The organism is Saccharomonospora sp. NB11 (assembly GCF_015910535.1).
Taxonomy (GTDB): Bacteria; Actinomycetota; Actinomycetes; order Mycobacteriales; family Pseudonocardiaceae; genus Saccharomonospora.
In genome coordinates, this window is record NZ_JACBJG010000003.1 from 44,204 (window position 1) to 60,784 (window position 16,581).

General features: G+C 70.3%; 15 protein-coding genes and 1 tRNA gene. 6 read left to right on the plus strand and 10 right to left on the minus strand.

What is annotated here, in order from left to right:
- Nucleotides 1–131: 131 nt before the first annotated feature.
- Nucleotides 132–2,882, plus strand: coding sequence for a LuxR C-terminal-related transcriptional regulator (locus tag JAV51_RS04725; RefSeq protein WP_307845734.1), 2,751 nt, complete (start codon nucleotides 132–134; stop codon nucleotides 2,880–2,882).
- A 220-nt stretch (nucleotides 2,883–3,102) separates the two neighbouring features.
- Here JAV51_RS04725 and JAV51_RS04730 read toward each other — a convergent pair.
- From JAV51_RS04730 to JAV51_RS04740, 3 genes are all read right to left on the minus strand, one after another.
- Nucleotides 3,103–3,187: transfer RNA gene (locus JAV51_RS04730), tRNA-Ser, on the minus strand.
- 22 nt (nucleotides 3,188–3,209) lie between these two features.
- Nucleotides 3,210–3,686 (minus strand): MarR family winged helix-turn-helix transcriptional regulator, encoded by a 477-nt coding sequence (locus JAV51_RS04735; RefSeq protein ID WP_197319397.1) that lies wholly within the window; start codon nucleotides 3,684–3,686, stop codon nucleotides 3,210–3,212.
- A gap of 509 nt (nucleotides 3,687–4,195) precedes the next feature.
- A complete protein-coding gene (locus JAV51_RS04740) occupies nucleotides 4,196–5,734 on the minus strand; it encodes a M28 family metallopeptidase (RefSeq protein WP_197319398.1) in 1,539 nt (512 codons plus the stop codon).
- 117 nt (nucleotides 5,735–5,851) lie between these two features.
- On the opposite strand from JAV51_RS04740, the gene JAV51_RS04745 reads away from it, so the two are divergent.
- Nucleotides 5,852–6,826: an NAD(P)H-quinone oxidoreductase gene (locus JAV51_RS04745; RefSeq protein ID WP_197319399.1), complete on the plus strand. Its 975-nt coding sequence runs from the start codon at nucleotides 5,852–5,854 to the stop codon at nucleotides 6,824–6,826.
- A 12-nt stretch (nucleotides 6,827–6,838) separates the two neighbouring features.
- On the opposite strand, the gene JAV51_RS04750 is transcribed toward JAV51_RS04745, so the two are convergent.
- Nucleotides 6,839–8,041: a cysteine desulfurase-like protein gene (locus tag JAV51_RS04750; RefSeq protein ID WP_197319400.1), complete on the minus strand. Its 1,203-nt coding sequence runs from the start codon at nucleotides 8,039–8,041 to the stop codon at nucleotides 6,839–6,841.
- Between the two features lie 130 nt (nucleotides 8,042–8,171).
- Between JAV51_RS04750 and JAV51_RS04755 the strand changes: the two genes are divergently transcribed.
- Complete coding sequence (locus tag JAV51_RS04755; RefSeq protein WP_197319401.1) at nucleotides 8,172–8,726, plus strand: bacterial proteasome activator family protein; 555 nt, start codon at nucleotides 8,172–8,174, stop codon at nucleotides 8,724–8,726.
- A 57-nt stretch (nucleotides 8,727–8,783) separates the two neighbouring features.
- On the opposite strand, the gene JAV51_RS04760 is transcribed toward JAV51_RS04755, so the two are convergent.
- On the minus strand, nucleotides 8,784–9,803 hold the full coding sequence (locus JAV51_RS04760; RefSeq protein WP_197319402.1) for a glycosyltransferase: 1,020 nt from the start codon (nucleotides 9,801–9,803) through the stop codon (nucleotides 8,784–8,786).
- Nucleotides 9,800–10,558 carry a cytidylyltransferase domain-containing protein gene (locus tag JAV51_RS04765; protein ID WP_197319748.1) on the minus strand — a complete coding sequence of 253 codons (759 nt, stop codon included), beginning with the start codon at nucleotides 10,556–10,558 and terminating at the stop codon, nucleotides 9,800–9,802. Before JAV51_RS04765 ends, JAV51_RS04760 begins: the two co-directional genes overlap by 4 nt.
- 39 nt (nucleotides 10,559–10,597) lie before the next feature.
- Between JAV51_RS04765 and pseB the strand changes: the two genes are divergently transcribed.
- Both pseB and JAV51_RS04775 read left to right on the plus strand, forming a co-directional pair.
- Complete coding sequence (gene pseB, locus JAV51_RS04770) at nucleotides 10,598–11,581, plus strand: UDP-N-acetylglucosamine 4,6-dehydratase (inverting) (protein ID WP_197319403.1); 984 nt, start codon at nucleotides 10,598–10,600, stop codon at nucleotides 11,579–11,581.
- A complete protein-coding gene (locus JAV51_RS04775) occupies nucleotides 11,574–12,710 on the plus strand; it encodes a DegT/DnrJ/EryC1/StrS aminotransferase family protein (RefSeq protein ID WP_197319404.1) in 1,137 nt (378 codons plus the stop codon). The genes pseB and JAV51_RS04775 overlap by 8 nt, the downstream gene beginning before the upstream one ends.
- Before the next feature lie 4 nt (nucleotides 12,711–12,714).
- Here JAV51_RS04775 and pseI read toward each other — a convergent pair whose 3' ends face one another.
- From pseI to JAV51_RS04795, 4 genes are read right to left on the minus strand one after another with little or no spacing between them, the layout of a single operon-like run.
- Nucleotides 12,715–13,764: a pseudaminic acid synthase gene (gene pseI / locus JAV51_RS04780; RefSeq protein WP_197319405.1), complete on the minus strand. Its 1,050-nt coding sequence runs from the start codon at nucleotides 13,762–13,764 to the stop codon at nucleotides 12,715–12,717.
- Nucleotides 13,764–14,252, minus strand: a complete 489-nt coding sequence (locus JAV51_RS04785; protein WP_197319406.1) for a GNAT family N-acetyltransferase — start codon at nucleotides 14,250–14,252, stop codon at nucleotides 13,764–13,766. Before JAV51_RS04785 ends, pseI begins: the two co-directional genes overlap by 1 nt.
- A complete protein-coding gene (locus tag JAV51_RS04790; RefSeq protein WP_197319407.1) occupies nucleotides 14,245–14,703 on the minus strand; it encodes a hypothetical protein in 459 nt (152 codons plus the stop codon). The genes JAV51_RS04785 and JAV51_RS04790 overlap by 8 nt, the downstream gene beginning before the upstream one ends.
- Nucleotides 14,704–14,757: 54 nt before the next feature.
- Nucleotides 14,758–15,387, minus strand: a complete 630-nt coding sequence (locus tag JAV51_RS04795) for a glycosyltransferase family 29 protein (RefSeq protein ID WP_197319749.1) — start codon at nucleotides 15,385–15,387, stop codon at nucleotides 14,758–14,760.
- 299 nt (nucleotides 15,388–15,686) lie between these two features.
- Between JAV51_RS04795 and JAV51_RS04800 the strand changes: the two genes are divergently transcribed.
- Nucleotides 15,687–16,577, plus strand: a complete 891-nt coding sequence (locus JAV51_RS04800; protein WP_197319750.1) for an ABC transporter permease — start codon at nucleotides 15,687–15,689, stop codon at nucleotides 16,575–16,577.
- The last annotated feature ends 4 nt before the right edge of the window (nucleotides 16,578–16,581 follow it).

Consider the following 16,581-nt stretch of genomic DNA (forward strand, 5'->3'; position numbering starts at 1 on the left):
CCTCCCGCCTACGACCACGGATGTACTCCCACCGTGGAACGGGCGCGGCGAACGCACATCATGCACAGCGGATGAACTTCCGGCCGAGAACCTCCACCGACGGGGTCTTTGGTCCGTGGTGCCCCGATCGGGTGGTGATTACGGTCGGGCCGAGACCAGCCGAGAACCCCGCCTCGGGAGGCATTCCCGCGTTGAAGGCCACGACACGACGGCTCGACTCCACAGCGACACCGCCGACGGCGCCGACCGCAGCCCCGCGCCCGACGTCCCACCCGGCGGCCTGGGCCTGCCGGTTCGACGTCCCCGAGCTGCCTCGCCGACACGTGCACCGGCGACAGCCGCTGGAGACGTTGTCGCAGGCAGACGAGGCCGCCCTGGTGGTGGTCACGGCACCCGCGGGCACCGGCAAGACCGCGCTGCTCACGGAGTGGGTGAAGTCGGAAGGACGGTCGGGCGACACGGCATGGGTCACCTTCGACGGCCCGCCCACCGACCTCGCCGACCCGCGCGTGTTCACGTCCGCCGTGGTGCGCAGCCTGACCGGGCTGGGGGTGGACACCTCGGCCGTCCACGACGGACCGTCGGCGAGCTGGGTCCCCTCGGTGGCCTCGGCGGTCGTCGCGGCAGGACGCCGGATGTCCGTGGTGCTCGACGACCACCACCGCGTCACGGCCGACGTGGCCGACGACGTGGATCTGCTGCTGCGCCTCACCTCCGGTCGGCTCCGGCTCGTCTTCGCGGGCCGCCGCGCTCCCCGTCTGCCGCTGCACCGGTACCGGCTGGCCGGGTCGGTCGTGGAGATCGGGCCGGACGAGTTGGCCTTCGACGACGACGAGGCCGCGGCGCTGGCGGCGCCGTCGGGCGAACCACCACCGTCGAGGACGTCGGTGCGCGACTGGAACGCCTACCACGGCGGGTGGGTCGCGGGCCTCGCGTTGAGTCGCCACTCCCGGGACGACAGCCGAACGACCCCTGCGGTGGACGAGTACTTCCGTCACGAGGTGTTCGAGCCGCTTCCCACGGAACTGCGCCGCTTGCTGCTGACGACGTGCGCGGTGGACGTGTTCGACGACGATCTGGCTCGCGACGTCGCGGGCCCGGCGACCGACCGCCTGCTCCGGCTCGCCGAGACGTGCGCGTTCGCCACGACCACACCTGACGGTGATCGCTGCTATCCCGGTGTGGTGCGAGACGCGCTGCGTCGTGCACTCGCCCGCACCGACCCGCAACAGGCCGCCGTCGTCCACACGACGTGCGCGGAGTGGTTGCGCCGACGCGGTGCCATCACCGACGCCGTCCGCCAGTACGCCGCCGCACGCGCGTGGGACACGGTGAGCGACCTTCTGATCGAGGAACAACTCGTGGGCAGGCTCGTGACCGAACGGCCGGACGGCCCGCTGCACCGGGCCTGTCGACCGCTCGCCGAGACCGACACGCGGGCCGCACCGCTGGTGCGGGCGGCCCTCGCCCTCTCCGACGGTGACACGGTCGGGTGTGCGCAAGCGCTTGCGTCGGCGCGCGGGGCCGACACTGCGGCGTGCGTGGCCGCGCTCGACGCTCTCCGAGCGCGCCTGGAAGACGACGCCGACGCCGCGCTCGCCGCGACCGACACCGCGCAACACGAGCTCGGGGACCCCGGGACCGTCCCGCCCGCGGGTGCCTTGTCCGCCTCGGTGCGGGTGGCCCGCGGGGTCGCACTGCTCCGACACGGCGACGTCGACCTCGCCCGCGCGGAACTCGGGGACACGGCCGCAAGCCGCCCCGGTCGGGAACTACCCGAGACGTACGCCGACTGTCTGGCCCACCTCGCCCTCGCCGACGCCGTGGAGGGCCACCTGACGCGAGCCGAACGCACGGCCGTCGACGCGTTGGACGCCCTCGACACCGACGAGACGGCGGCGCGCTCGGCCGTGTCGTCCGTGTCGTCGGTGTCATCGGTGTCGAGGGAATCCCGGTCCTCCGTGATCCCACCGGACACGTCGCCGTTCCCGGGTCACGCGGCAGCCCACGTCGCCCTCGGGCTCGTGGCACTCGACCGCTGCGACCCGGACCTCGCCTGGCGGCACGCCATGGCAGCCGGTCCGGTGCCGGAATCGCTCACCCGGCATCTCGCGCACCGCGTCGTCGCCGGTGTGGAAGCAGCCGAAGGACACCCGGCGGCAGCCGCGAGCCGCCTGCACGCCACGATCGCCGAGGCCGCACCCACCGACCCGTGGACCACAGCGCTCCTGCGGGTCGAGTCGGCCCGGCTCGCCCTCCTGGAGGGACATCCCGACCTGGCGCTGCACGAGCTGGGCTCGCTCGGCCGGGCAGGTGACACCACGACGTCGGGTGCGCGGTCGACCACACACCCCGCCGCGGCCGTCGTGCGCGCAGCGGCGCACCTACGACGTGACGAGGACGGTCGCGCACACCAGGTCCTCACGGCGGCGACCGGCGGCTTCCCCGCCCTGCGCCCGCGCGTGGAGGCCCTGGTGGTGGAGGCCGAACGCCGCCTTCGCCACGGCTCCGCGCTGCGGGGAGCGCCCGTGCTCGACACGGCTCTGCGCCTCGCCGCTCCCGAACGGCTCCGGCTGCCGTTCCGCCAGGCGGGACCGGAGGTACGACACCTGCTGGCCAGTGACCCGCGCGGCGCCCAGCACTGGTTGCGTGGCCTCTCCGAATCCCCCGCCGCGCCGCCCGTCGAGCCGCTCACCGCCCGCGAACGTGAGGTGCTGCGCCACCTCGCCGACCTGCTCACCACCGAGGAGATCGCCGAGCTGATGGTGGTGTCCGTCAACACCGTCCGCACGCACGTGCGAGGCATCCTGCGCAAACTCGGCGTCAACCGCCGCTACGCCGCCGTGCGTCGGGCCAGGGAACTCGGTCTGCTCGACGAGTGAGCGGCAAACGAGTCGACGGCCGAACCCGGCCCTGGCCAGCGTCGCCGCCCGTGAGTCCTGTGCTGCGGACCGGACGGCTCGTCCTCGAACCGTACGAGTCGGCGGACGAAAACGCTTTCGTCACCCTGTTCGGCGAGTCGGTGTCGACACGGGAGCGGCACCGAACGACGACGCCGGGCGCCCGTCTCGGGTCACCCGGCGTCGTCACTGGTCAGCAGCGCGGAAGCGGAGGGATTTGAACCCCCGGACGGTTGCCCGTCGCTCGCTTTCAAGGCGAGTGCATTCGGCCGCTCTGCCACGCTTCCCTGCGCGCCCTAGCCTAACGTCTCAGTCCGCCAGCTCCGACAGGTGTGTGAGGACCCGGGAGAAGGCACTGCCCATCACCTTTTGCTCCTCGTCGGTCAGCAGATCCACGAAATGCGCCCGGACGCCCTGCACGTGGGTCGGGGCCGCGCGCTGCAGCAGTTGCGTGCCCTCCTCGGTGAGTTGCGCCGCGACCCCGCGACGATCACCGACCTGGCGCACCCGTCGCACCAGACCTGCCGCCTCCATGCGTCCGATCTGGTGGGACAGGCGGCTCTTCGTGGAGCCGAGCATCGTGGCCAGCTCCGTCATGCGCATCGCGCCGTCCTCGGCACCGGACAGACACACGAGGACCTCGTAGTCGATGAGGGAGACGTCCTGCCGGTCGGCGAGCTCGCGGTGCAGTCGTTGCCGGAGCATCAGCGTCGAGACGATGTAGGAGCGCCAGACCGTCATCTCGGTATCGCTCAACCACTGCGTCCCGCACGTCTCCTCACTCATGACCACGCAGAGTAGACAGTCGGCCCCACCGCGTCGGCACGGCGTCCGGGATGCAGGAAACCACGGAAAATCGTGGCCGAAACGTTGGCCCGAGTGGGTGTGAAAGTACTCCTGAGTGGGCAGCCGAATGGCAACGGATTGGCCGAATCGGGCGAGGGACCTCACCCGAGGCCCCCGGCGAGATCGGTCACCGGGAAAGGTCAGGTGGTGTGGTGACGAACGATTCCACGCGGTTGACCGTCCCGTTGCACGGACAGCGGGAGCTGTAGCCCCACGGTCGAGGTGGCTCGATCCGGCCGACCGTGAAGAAGGGCAGTCCGGGATGCGTGCGACGTTCTCGTCGGCGCGAACGGTGGGAATTCCGGATGCGCCGCTGGCGTCCGGACGAACACCGATCCCTCCGGTGCAACCGCATTTCGCACGAAAACCTCGGTAAGCAACCCGGGTGCGGGTGGCAGCTCCCTGCCTCCCCGCACCCGGGCTTCGTGCTGTGTGCCTCGATCAGCTGATCAGGCGGTCACCACCGCGTGGTGGTCGTCCGCGGCAGTGGTGGCCATGACGCTCTGGGCCGACCGCTGCTGGGCGATCTTGGCGCGGTTCTTGGTCGTCTCCGGCGCGATGCCGTTGACGTCCTCGGTGCTGAGCGCGTACGTGCCGATCACGTACGCCATGGCGTCGGCGTTGCGGTCGAGCGCGACCCGGTCGACGTTGCCGAGGTCGTCGCACGCCTGGTGGTAGCACGAGTCGTAGGCTTCACCGGCGGTGCCGCCCCACAGCTCGGCCTCCTCCTCGGTCTTGATGCCCTCGGCACCCGTGAACAGACCACCGGCCGGGATGCCCACGGCGATGAACTCGCCGTAGTCGGAACGGCCGTCGAAGTCCTTCTCGCCGGTCGCGACGCCGACCTCGTTCTCGAGGTAGTCGACGAACGCCTGCTCGATCTGGGCCGAGCCGTACGGGCCGGGGCCCGAACCCTCCTGCGCGGAGTCGTCACCGTCGTACACGAAGTAGCCCGCGTTCGGCGAGCCGATCATGTCGAAGTTCAGGTACAGCGCGATGTCGAGCTGCTGCTCGAAGGTCAGCGAGTTGACGTAGTAGGTCGAGCCGACGAGACCGAACTCCTCGGCGCTCCACCACGCGAACCGCACCGCGTTGTTGACCTTCGGCTTCGACCCCATCGAGAGCGCGGTCTCCAACAGCGCCACCGAACCGGTGCCGTTGTCGTTGATGCCGGGGCCCGCCGGGTCGCTGTCGAGGTGCGCGCCCGCCATGACGACGTTGTCCTTGCGGCCGGTCTGGGTCTCGGCGATCACGTTGTAGGTGGTGCGCTCCTCCATGAGGGCGCGCAGCTCCAGGGTGATCTCCTGACCGTCGAGCGCGGCCAGCGCCTCACCATCGGCCTGCGTGATGCCGCCGGCGGGCACGTAGTTGTCGTCGACCTCGCCGAGGGTGCCGTTGACCGGGCCGTCCTCGTTGTTGTAGACGAGCACAGCCGCGGCTCCCGCCTCGGCGGCGGCCAGGTTCTTCTCGGCGAAGGTGCACGAGCCACGCTGCACGAGCGCGATCGCACCGGTCACGTCGCCGTAGTCGGAGACCTCGCAGCCCGGGGTGTCGTCCGGCTCGATCGCGGCGATCGGCGCGGTGAGCCCACCCTCCTCGGTGGACGGGCTGTAGCTCATGATCGTCACGGGAATCTCGGCACCGTCGGCGACGAGCTTCTCAGCCAGGGTCTCGGAGTAGTAGAACGGGAACTCCTGGCGCGTCACCTCGAACCCGGCCTGCTCCAGCTTCGTGGCGACGTACTCGGCCGAGGCGTCGTAGCCCGGGGTGCTCGCCGCGCGGGTGCCGTCGTTGGCGTCGGCGATCCGCTGCAAGGCGATGAGGTGCCGGTTCATCTTCTCGAGGCTGACCTGCTTGGTCAGCCGTTCGGGAAGCTTGGTGTCGGCCTTCGGCGCAGCGGCGGCCGTGCCGGCGGCACCGACCAGCGCCAGGCTGACGCACGCGGCCATGGCGACGGCGGGTCTCAACCTCGCACGCACAGATGACATATGCAATTCCCCTTCGTCACAGAGAATGGTCACTTTTATTCCTTCCGGGCGGAAAATCAAGGACCGTTGGTAGGAACGTGGTCGGCCAGCGTCCGTACGGTGACATAGAGTCGACCCATGCGCGCGATCATGATCCACGAATCGGGTGACCCTGACGTTCTTTCCTTGGCCGAGGTCGACGATCCGAGCGCGGGCCCGGGCGAGGTCGTGATCGATGTCGCGGCGACCGCATTGAATCGGGCCGACATTCTGCAGCGGCAGGGCCACTATCCGCCGCCTCCCGGCGCGAGCGACATCCTCGGTCTGGAGTGCTCGGGCACGATCGCCGAGGTCGGCGAAGGCGTCACCGACTGGCAGGTCGGCGACCACGTGTGCGCGTTGCTGGCCGGAGGTGGCTACGCGGAGAAGGTGGCCGTCCCCGCGGGCCAGTTGCTGCCCGTTCCCGGTGAGGTGGAGCTCGTGGCCGCCGCGGCGCTGCCCGAGGTGGCGTGCACGGTGTGGTCGAACCTCGTCATGACGGCCCGGCTGGCCGAGGGCGAGACGCTGCTCGTGCACGGCGGTGCCGGGGGTATCGGCACTCACGCCATCCAGGTCGGCAAGGCCCTCGGCGCGACGGTGGCCGTCACCGTGGGCTCCGACGACCGCGCCGAACGATGCCGTCAGCTCGGTGCCGATCTCGCCGTCAACTACCGCGAGCAGGACTTCGTGGAGGTCGTGAAGGCCGAGTTCGGCGGCGCCGACGTCATCCTCGACAACATGGGTGCCGCCTACCTGGACCGCAACGTCGACACGCTGACCGAGGGCGGCAGGCTCGTCGTCATCGGCATGCAGGGCGGCCGCAAGGGCGAGCTGAACCTCGCCAAGCTGCTCGGCAAGCGTGCCAGCGTCACCGCCACCGCCCTGCGCTCCCGGTCGCGGGAGCAGAAGGCGGAGATCGTCGCCGACGTGCGGGAGCACCTGTGGCCGCTGGTCGAGTCCGGTGTCGTGCAGCCGGTGATCGGCGAGGTCTTCCCGCTGTCCCGCGCGAACGACGCGCACCGGGCGCTCGAAGCGGGTGGCGTCCTCGGCAAGATCCTGCTGACCGTGCGCTGAGCCGTTCCCCGGTCAGTCGCGCAGCTCCTCCAACGCACGCACGAGCTGATTGACCTCGAAGACGTTCGAGTAGTGCGCGAGCCCGATGCGTACGGCACCACCGACCTCGCCCACTCCGAGCGCGGCGAAGACCCCGGTGGTGCCCTCGTCGGCGAACGCGCACACGTTGCGCGACGCCAGATGTCGCACCACGTCGGCAGCCTTGCGTTCGGCGACCGTGAACGCGAGCGAAGGAATGCGGCGCGTGGCGCTGCCGATGACCATCACGTGCGGCAGGCCGTGGAGTTCCGTCGAGAGCTGCGCGAGCAGTCCCGCGTGGTACGACTTCGCGGAGCCCAACGACGTGAGCAGGCGTTCCCGGCGGGCACCCGAGGCGGCGTCGTCGAGCCCGGCGAGATAGTCCACCGACGCCACGACGCCCGCCAGCAGCGGGTACGCGTGCGGCCCGAGTTCCAGTCGTTCGGCACCCGTGGCCAGCGGGTCGAGCGCGCGGCGCGGGATCTGCTCCAGCAGATCGCGGTCACGGAAGACGAGGGCTCCCACGGCCGGGCCACCCCACGCCTGCGCGGACAACACCACGACGTCCGCACCGAGCGCGTCGAGATCGAGCGGCACGAACGGAGCCGCGTAGGTCGCGTCCACGACCACGATCGCGCCCGCCTTCTTCGCGATCTCCACGACCGTCGCCACGTCCGGGCGGGTGCCGACGGACCCGGAGGCGCACGTCAGCGACACCGCCTTCGTGCGCGGCCCCACGAGGTCCTCGTACTGCCAGGCGGGAAGCTCGCAGGTCTCGATGTCGATCTCGCCCCACTGCACCTTGCCGCCGACCCGCTTCATCGCCCGTTCCCACGGCGCGATGTTGGCCTGCTCGTCGAGTCGCGACAGCACCACCTCGTCGCCGAGCGTCCAGGTGTCCGACAATGCGTCCACCAGCCGGTCGAGCAGCACGGTGGCGCTGGAGCCGAGCACCACGGTGTCGGGGTCCGCCCCGACGAGGTCGGCGATCGCGCGTCGCGCAGCCGCCACGATGCTCTCCGCGCGCTCGGAGGCCGGGAAGACGCCACCGGGCCCGGAGACGGGTGCCCGCATCGCCGTCGACACCGCCGACGCGACCTGTTCGGGCACCAACATTCCGGCCGAACCGTCGAAATGAATCCAGCCGTCACCCAAAGCGGGAAACAACCCACGTATCCGAGCGACGTCGAACGCCATGCCGACACCGTACGGACCAGTAATTTCGCAGCGCGTTCGGGGTTGGCGTCGAGCAGGTCGGGCCCCCTGGCGACGCCACTATCCTGGGAGGGGCAGCGAGGGCGTCGCGAACAACCTCAGGATGGAGCCCATGACGGAGCCGAACGCACACAACAGCCAGCCGGACAACGCGCAGCACGTCGTGGTGGTCGGACCCGACGGATCGCCGGTGGGTGCGGCCCGGATCGACGCCGATCAGGAGCGGACCGAGTCGGTCGGCGACATGGTGGAGGAACCCGCCAAGGTCATGCGGATCGGCACCATGATCAAGCAGTTGCTGGAGGAGGTGCGCGCCGCACCGCTCGACGACGCCAGCCGCAACCGGCTCCGCGAGATCCACGCGACCTCGATCAAGGAGCTGGAGCAGGCACTGGCGCCCGAGTTGCAGGAGGAGCTGGAACGCCTCGTCGCGCCCTTCACCGACGACAGCACGCCGTCCGACGCCGAGTTGCGCATCGCGCAGGCACAGTTGGTCGGCTGGCTCGAAGGCCTGTTCCACGGCATCCAGACCGCCCTGTTCGCGCAGCAGATGGCGGCCCGGGTGCAGTTGGAGCAGATGCGGCGGGGTCTGCCGCAGGGCGGTCACGGCCACAGCCACGGCGACTCCCACAGTCCGAGCCTGGGCAGCACCGGCCAGTACCTCTGACGCCGAGAACACGAGGGTCGTCCCGAAGGGGCGGCCCTCTTCTCGTGTGCGCCGACGTCACCCGGCCCTGCTGCTCACCAGCCTCGCGGCCTCGTCGAGCACGCGCGCCGCGCCGAGGCCGTCCACGGCTGCGGCGGCGGCCGAAGCCATCGCCCGACGCCGTCGAGCGTCGCTGAGCAGGTCCGCCAGCACGGCCGACGCCGTGTCGGAGGCGTCGAGCTCCTGCGCCCGGCCGAGTCCCACGGCGAGCCCCTGTTCCACGGCGGCGTGGTAGCCGGCCTCCTGGTTGTCCACGAGCAACACGAGCGCCGTCGGAACCCCGATGCAACACGCCTCCAACAGCGTGACTCCCGCCGCGCTCACCACGAGGTCTGCCCCAGCCAGCCGCTCCGGAAGCCGGGTGTCCGGTGTGGACACCGAGAAGCGCTGTCCCTCGCCGGGTTCGGGAACCTCGGGGTCACCGTGCGCCACGACCTCGGCCTCGAACGGCCGACCGGTGTCCCGCAACACCCGCAGCACTCGCGTGACCTCCTCCCGCCACACCGCCGCGCCACCGAGCACCACCACGACACGAGGCACGTCGGCGTCCTCGTGCGACTCGGCCCGACGCCGCCTGGCCTGCCGTACCTGCTCGCGCAACGGGGCGTGGCGCGCGCCGCGCAGCACCACGGGGGACCCGTCGTCCGGGCGGGGCAGGTCGTGGAGCTCCGACTCCACGACGACGTCGGCCTGCCTGCGACCGAACGTGCGGCTCTCCAGCGACACCAGCACCACGCCGTCGGCGGCGAGTGCGGCCCGCTGCTCAGCGATCCCGTAGTGGTCCACCAGCACGACGTCGGCCCCGACGGTCCGCGCGAGCGCCGGGAGCGCGCCGTCGTCACCCGGGTCGGTGGGAGGCACCACCACGACCCCGAGCGCGGCGAACTGTTCGGCAAACCAGTCGGCCCCCGTCAGACTGCCCGAGAACGTCACGCGCCAGCCTCGGGCGCTCGCCTCCTCGGCGAAGGCCACCATCCGCGACACGTGCCCGACGCCGATCGTCGGCGAGGCGTCGGCCCGCAACAGCAGATGTGTCATGCCACGACCTCCTTCTGCTCGACGTGCGCGTTCAACGCCACGAGATCCGGGCGGGCACGCAGCAGCGCCACCACGTCCCGCCACGCGAACGGACCGTCGCCGTGTCGTCGGGACAGCTCGCGCACGAGCGCGTCGAGCAACGCCCAGTCGTCCTCGGTGTCGAGGGTGACGCGCAGGTCGTCGGCCCTCGGGGCCACCACCACACCGGCACAGGCGTAGGTCTCGACGTCGTGTGCCACGCCGTAGGTGACGTGCTCGCGGTGCGGGCCCTCCGGCTGCCGCGCCTGGTCCACGAGCACCGGCGTGCGCACGAGTTCGGCGTCGAAACCGCGTGGCAACGTGCGCAGCAGCGTCGTGCTCACGTAGTCGAGTTCCGGCTGCGCCCGCCACATCCCGACGACCTGCGCCAACACCGCGGGATCGTGCAGGGGGCAGTCGGCGGTCAGCCGCACCACCGCGTCGGCCGGGTGTCGCTCGCACGCCACCAGGAACCGCGCGAGCACGTCGTCGAGCGGACCGCGCACCACGTCCACCCCGTGACGACGGGCCTCCTCGTCGACGGCGTCGTCGTCGGCCTGCTCGGAGGTGGCGACCACCACACCGTCCACCCCGCGCGTCGCGCGAGCGGCGCGGATCACCCACCCCAGCACGGAAAGTTCGCCCAGCGTGCGGAGCACCTTGCCCGGCAGACGGCTCGACGAGGCCCGCGCCTGGATCACGACGTTCACGGTCGGCGACGACGACATGAGTGACATGATGTCGGTCGGCAACATCGCAACATCGCGGAGGTAGGGATGGCCGAGCTCGACGGGTCCAGCATCTTGCTCACCGGAGGAACGGGCTCGTTCGGCAAGGCGTTCATCGACTACGCCCTCACCGAACTGAACCCCCGTCGGCTCGTGGTGCTCTCGCGGGACGAACTGAAGCAGTACGAGGTGCGGCAGAAGTTCGGCGACGACCCCCGGCTGCGGTGGTTCATCGGCGACATCCGCGACCGGCGCAGGCTGGAACGCGCCATGCACGGCGTCGACTACGTCGTCCACGCCGCCGCGTTGAAGCAGGTCGACACCGGCGAGTACAACCCGTTCGAATTCGTCCAGACCAATGTCGTCGGATCGCAGAACGTCATCGAGGCGGCCATCGACACGGGTGTGAAGAAGGTCGTCGCGTTGTCCACCGACAAGGCGTCGAGCCCCATCAACCTCTACGGCGCCACGAAGCTCTGCGCCGACCGCATGTTCATCAGCGCCAACCACTACGCCGCCGCGCATCCCGCCCGGTTCGCCGTGGTGCGCTACGGCAACGTGATGGCCTCGCGCGGCAGCGTGATCCCGTTCTTCCGCTCGCTGGCGGAGCGGGGCGAGTCGCTGCCGATCACGCACAAGGAGATGACCCGTTTCTGGATCACCCTGCCGCAGGCGGTGAAGTTCGTGGTCGACTCCTTCGACCTCATGAAGGGCGGTGAGCTGTACGTGCCGCGTATCCCCAGCATGCGCCTGGTCGACCTCGCCCAGGCCATCGCCCCGGGAAGCCCGATGCACGAAGTCGGCATCCGCCCCGGCGAGAAGCTGCACGAGGAGATGATCGCCCCCGACGACTCGCGCCGGACGATCCGGCTCGGCGACCGCTACGTCGTGCAGCCGCACATCGCTGGCTGGGGTTACGAGCCGCCCGCGGACGGCGAACCGGTGCCCGAGGGCTTCTCCTACCGGTCCGACACCAACGACCTCTGGCTGTCCACCGACGACATCAAGGAACTGATCGCCGCGCATGAGTGACTTCCTGCCCTACGGCCGACAGTCGGTCACCGACGAGGACATCGCCGCCGTCGCCGAGGTGTTGCGCGGCGACTGGCTGACCACCGGCCCGGCGGTCACCCGCTTCGAGGCCGACCTCGCCGAGCACACCGGCGGCACCCCGGCCGTGGCCGTCACCTCCGGCACGGCCGCGCTGCACGTCGCCTACGCCGCCGCCGGGATCGGTCCCGGCGACGAGGTGGTGACCAGCCCGCTCACCTTCGTCGCCACGGCCTCCACGGCCGCCCTCCACGGCGCGACGGTGGTGTTCGCCGACGTCGAACCCGACACCGGGAACCTCGATCCCGCCGCCGCCCGCGCGGCCGTCACCGACCGCACGAAGGTCGTCGCCGCCGTCGACTACGCGGGACACCCTGCCGAACTCGACGCCCTGCACGAGGTCGCCGATACCGCCGGTGCGTTGCTGCTGGAGGACGCGGCCCACTCCATCGGCGGCAGGTGGAAGGGCAGGCCCGTCGGCTCGCTGGCCGATCTGACCACGTTCTCGTTCTTCGCCACCAAGAACCTCACCACCGCCGAGGGCGGCGCGGTGGTGAGCCCGGTGCCCGAGCTGGTGGACCGCGCCCGCGCGTTCCGCAACCACGGCCTCGTGCGCGACCGCGACCGCCAGCGCCACCCCGACGAGGGGGCGTGGCACCAGGAGGTGCACGCGTTCGGCCTGAACTACCGGCTCCCCGACGTGCTGTGTGCGCTGGGGTCCAGCCAGCTTCGTCGCCTCGCCGCGTTCAAGCGGCGCCGGGCCGAACTGCACGCGCGATACGACGAGGGGCTGCGCGACGTCGCCGGTGTGCTCACGCCGGTGTGCCGTGCCGACGCCGACCCGCTGTGGCACCTCTACCCGCTGCGCGTGCTCGACGGCCGACGCAGGGAGTTGTTCGACCACCTGCGGGCCCAGGGCATCGGCGTGCAGGTCAACTACATCCCCGCCTACTGGCACCCCGTGTTCGAGGACCTCGGGTATCGGCGCGGACTGTGTCCGAACGCGGAGGCGTACTACGCCCAGGAGATCTCGCTGCCGCTGTTCGCCGATCTCACCGATGCCGACGCCGATCGCGTGATCGACGCCGTGCGTTCGTTCTTCGGCGTCTGAGGCCCTACAGCAGATCCCAGGTCAGCGGCGTGCCCTTGGGAGCGTCGACACGGAACGTCCGCCCCAACACGGTGCGGATCTCGGCGGGCGGCAGACCACCGGCGGGGCGGATCGACCGCACGTTCCGCTCGGTCACCGGCTCGCCCGCGCGCACGTCCTCCACGACGTACAGCGAGCGGCGCAGGCGCAGGCCCTCCTCTTCGCTGCGCTTCGGGCCGATCGTGGTGGTGCCCAGCGCCTCCCACGCCCGCCGCGTCTCGGTGACGAGTGCCGCCACCTCGTGCGGTTCCAGCGAGAACGCCGAGTCGACCCCGCCGTCGTCGCGGGCGAGTGTCACGTGCTTCTCCACCGCGCACGCGCCGAGCGCCACCGCCGCCACGGGAGCGCCGATGCCGGGCGTGTGGTCGGACAGCCCCACGACCGTGCCGAAGGTCTGGGCCAGCACGGGCAGCGACCGCAGGTTGCTGTCGCTCGGCGGCGCCGGGTAGGAGGCGGTGCAGCCCAACAGCAGGATCTGGTCGTTGCCGGCCTCGCGCGCCGTGCGCACGGCGGCGTCGATCTCCCCCACGCTCGCCATGCCCGTGGAGATCACCAGCGGCTTGCCCGTGCGCGCGCACAGTTCGATCAGGGGCAGGTCCACGATCTCGGACGACGCGATCTTGTACGCGGGCGCGTCGAGCGATTCGAGCAACTCCACCGCGGTGGGGTCGAACGGGCTGGAGAACACCTCCAGCCCCCGCTCCCGGGCGTGCGCGAACAGCTTCTCGTGCCACTCCCAGGGCGTGTGCGCACGCTCGTACAGCCGGTACAGGTTCTCCCCGCTCCACAGCTCGTGGTCCTCGCTGAGCCGGAACGCGGGCGTGTCGACGTCGATCGTGATCGTGTCGGGGCGATAGGTCTGCAACTTCACGGCCTGCGCACCGGCGTCCGCCACGGCGTCCACGATGGCGAGAGCGCGCTCCAGGCTGCCGTTGTGGTTGCCCGAGACCTCCGCGATCACGAACGGCTCGTGGTCGGGCCCGATCTCGTGGCGGCCGATGCGAATCGAGGTCATCACCCATCTCCCAACGCGACTGCCTTGCGCAACAGCAGGAAGTCGTCGGCGTCGCCGTCGGCGAACTCGTACCCGGCCGAGCGGAACAACGCCACCGACGCCGCGTTGTCGCGGTGCACGGTCGCCAGCACGGTACCCGGTGAGCGACGACGCCGAAGCTCCCGCTCGCCCTCCGCGAGCACGAGCCCGGCCAACCGCCTGCCCCGGTGTTCCGGGGCCACCGCGATGCTGACCTCCCACTCGTGCGCGTCGAGTCGGTCGAACCGCACCGTCCCGACCGGCGTGGCCTCGGGCTCCTCGGCGACGAACAGCACCCGATCGTCCGAGGCCAACACCCCACGCAGCCACCGCACGTGGTCGTCGAGCGCGACCTCATCCGAGTTCCGCGACCAGCGCCGGGTGACCGGGTCGTTGCGCCACCGCAGCAACAGCTCGGCGTCGGCCTCCACGGCCGGGCGAAGTCGCAGCCGGGGCCGCCCCTCAGTCATGCGCCGGCTGCTGCGTCCGTTCCTCCAGGACCCGCAACCGGTCCTCGTACCGCGCGATGCCCGCGAGCCGGACCCGGATCTGGGCGTGCTGCCGCTGGATCTCCTCGATCAACGTGCGGGCTTCGGCCACCTGCTGATCGTCGCTGGGCGGGACCAGGGAGAACCGCTCCCGCAGGTCCTCCAGTTGGGCCTCCTGGGCCGCCACGTGCGGGATCAGTCGCTGCACCTCGCCGGAGGTCCAGAGCAGGTCACCTCGCACCCGTTCCAGCCCGGCCTCCAGCTCGTCCAACCGACGCCGGTGGTCGATCGTGCAGTGCTCCTGCTCGGTGATCCGGGCCTCGTGGTCGTCCAACCGGCCACGGGTCATGTCCCCGATCCGGAAGTCCACGAAGCGCGCGAGTCTGTCGCCGAGCCGGGAGCGAAGCAGGGACAACGGGTTCGTCGAGGTCATCAGTCGGTTTCCTTCGGTGCGAGAGGGGATCGCGTGAACAACGTCTGGCGGGGATCAGCGCAACAGCCGGGCCGAGCCCTCGTCGAGCCACGACTGGAGAAGCTTGCCTTCGAGGCTGATGCGGTGTTCGGGGCCGACGATGCACGAGTCGCCCGCAGCGTGCTGCCACGACGTCTGCGTCGGGTCGTCCACGAAGGAGAAGCCCGACAGCACGAGGTCGGCGTCGGGGAACGACGACTTCGCGATCCACGCCGCCATCGTGCCCGTGGTGGCCCACGCCGCTTCCTCGCGACTGGGCAGGCCCATCGCCTCCGACAGCGGCAGCGTCACCTCGCGGTTCGACACCGGCACGAACCCCAGATCGGCCGGCCACCACCCGGGGATGTCCTCCGGCTCCCAGTGCAACCGGCCCGGCTCCACCATGAGATACAGGCGCGAGCGGTAGTTCGAGAACACGAACTTCGTGGCACGCAGAGCACGGTTGAACACCACGACGTGGGTCTTCGAGCCCACGGTCGGCGGCTGACCGGGCTCGTCGCACACGAAACCGTTCACCCGGATCACCAGGTCGCAGGAGTCGATGGCCTCGGCGCGAGCGGCGTCCGGAGCGAGCGGCTGGTTCCCCACGACGGCCACGGACCGCGGGTCGGGCCGGTCCGCGTACACCTGAAGCAGCTCGACCATCAGGCTGGACGTGAGGACTCCCGAAGTCATGCGGCGGAAGTTATCAGGACTCGCCTGTGTGTGCTCCACGTACACCCGCCATTGACACAGCGTGGTGACCCGCCCGCATCGCCGCCGACGTCCCCACCCGCTTCACACGGACCTCACTCCGGAGCCACGTCCGCACTGCCTGCGACGACGGACCGGGAAACGCCCCAGCACGACGTTCAGGCAGACCGCGCGATCGGCCTGCACGGACGCAAGTACCCTCATATGCCGTGCACGCCACCAGCACCGTCGACCCCACAGAGACGACATCCATGAAGACGGCACCACCCACCTCGGACAGCCGGACCTTCGGCCGCGCTCTGTCGGATCTCAGAAACGGCTTCAAGCAGCCCGAACTCTGGGGCCACCTGGCCTGGCAGGACATCAAGCAGCGCTACCGGCGATCGGTACTCGGACCGCTGTGGATCACCATCAGCATGGGTGTCACGGCGCTCGGTCTGGGCCTGCTGTACTCCCAGCTCTTCGGCGCGTCCGTCGGCACCTTCCTGCCCTACATCACCACGGGCTTCATCGTCTGGAACTTCATCCTCGGTTGTCTCACCGAGGGCACCGACACGTTCATCGCGAACGAGGGCCTGATCAAGCACCTGCCCGCACCGCTGTCGGTGTATGCACTGCGGACCGTGTGGCGACAGAGCATCATGTTCGCCCACAACATGGTCATCTACTTCATCGTGGTCGCCATCTTCTGGAGCGACATCACGACGCCGAACTACACGATGACCGAGGACGGCATGTCGCACCCGGGCCTGAACTGGGACGTCCTGCTCGCCATCCCGGGCTTCGCCCTGCTCGCCCTCAACGCGGGCTGGGTGGTGCTGCTGTTCGGCATCGCGTCCACCCGCTTCCGCGACATCCCGCAGGTCGTGTCGAGCCTGATCAACCTGCTGTTCTTCATGACGCCGATCGTCTGGACGACCGACATCCTGAAGGACAAGTTCGGGGGCACGGCCGACTGGCGTGACTGGGTCGCCGAGTTGAACCCGCTGTACCACTTCATCCAGGTCGTGCGAGCGCCGCTCATCGGCAACGCGGTGAGCTGGCACCACTACGCCGTCGTCGGTGGCATCACCGTCGTCGGCTGGCTGCTCGCGCTCGTGGTCATGCGCAACTACCGTGCCCGCGTCTCGTATTGGGTGTGACAAA

Excerpts from the sequence above, each read along its gene's own strand:
- JAV51_RS04735 (WP_197319397.1), bottom strand. The coding sequence starts at position 3,686 with ATGAGTGAGGAGACGTGCGGGACGCAGTGGTTGAGCGATACCGAGATG.
- JAV51_RS04740 (WP_197319398.1), bottom strand. The coding sequence starts at position 5,734 with ATGTCATCTGTGCGTGCGAGGTTGAGACCCGCCGTCGCCATGGCCGCG.
- JAV51_RS04745 (WP_197319399.1), top strand. The coding sequence starts at position 5,852 with ATGCGCGCGATCATGATCCACGAATCGGGTGACCCTGACGTTCTTTCC.
- JAV51_RS04750 (WP_197319400.1), bottom strand. The coding sequence starts at position 8,041 with ATGGCGTTCGACGTCGCTCGGATACGTGGGTTGTTTCCCGCTTTGGGT.
- JAV51_RS04755 (WP_197319401.1), top strand. The coding sequence starts at position 8,172 with ATGACGGAGCCGAACGCACACAACAGCCAGCCGGACAACGCGCAGCAC.
- JAV51_RS04760 (WP_197319402.1), bottom strand. The coding sequence starts at position 9,803 with ATGACACATCTGCTGTTGCGGGCCGACGCCTCGCCGACGATCGGCGTC.
- JAV51_RS04765 (WP_197319748.1), bottom strand. The coding sequence starts at position 10,558 with ATGTCACTCATGTCGTCGTCGCCGACCGTGAACGTCGTGATCCAGGCG.
- pseB (WP_197319403.1), top strand. The coding sequence starts at position 10,598 with ATGGCCGAGCTCGACGGGTCCAGCATCTTGCTCACCGGAGGAACGGGC.
- JAV51_RS04775 (WP_197319404.1), top strand. The coding sequence starts at position 11,574 with ATGAGTGACTTCCTGCCCTACGGCCGACAGTCGGTCACCGACGAGGAC.
- pseI (WP_197319405.1), bottom strand. The coding sequence starts at position 13,764 with ATGACCTCGATTCGCATCGGCCGCCACGAGATCGGGCCCGACCACGAG.
- JAV51_RS04785 (WP_197319406.1), bottom strand. The coding sequence starts at position 14,252 with ATGACTGAGGGGCGGCCCCGGCTGCGACTTCGCCCGGCCGTGGAGGCC.
- JAV51_RS04790 (WP_197319407.1), bottom strand. The coding sequence starts at position 14,703 with ATGACCTCGACGAACCCGTTGTCCCTGCTTCGCTCCCGGCTCGGCGAC.
- JAV51_RS04795 (WP_197319749.1), bottom strand. The coding sequence starts at position 15,387 with ATGGTCGAGCTGCTTCAGGTGTACGCGGACCGGCCCGACCCGCGGTCC.
- JAV51_RS04800 (WP_197319750.1), top strand. The coding sequence starts at position 15,687 with ATGAAGACGGCACCACCCACCTCGGACAGCCGGACCTTCGGCCGCGCT.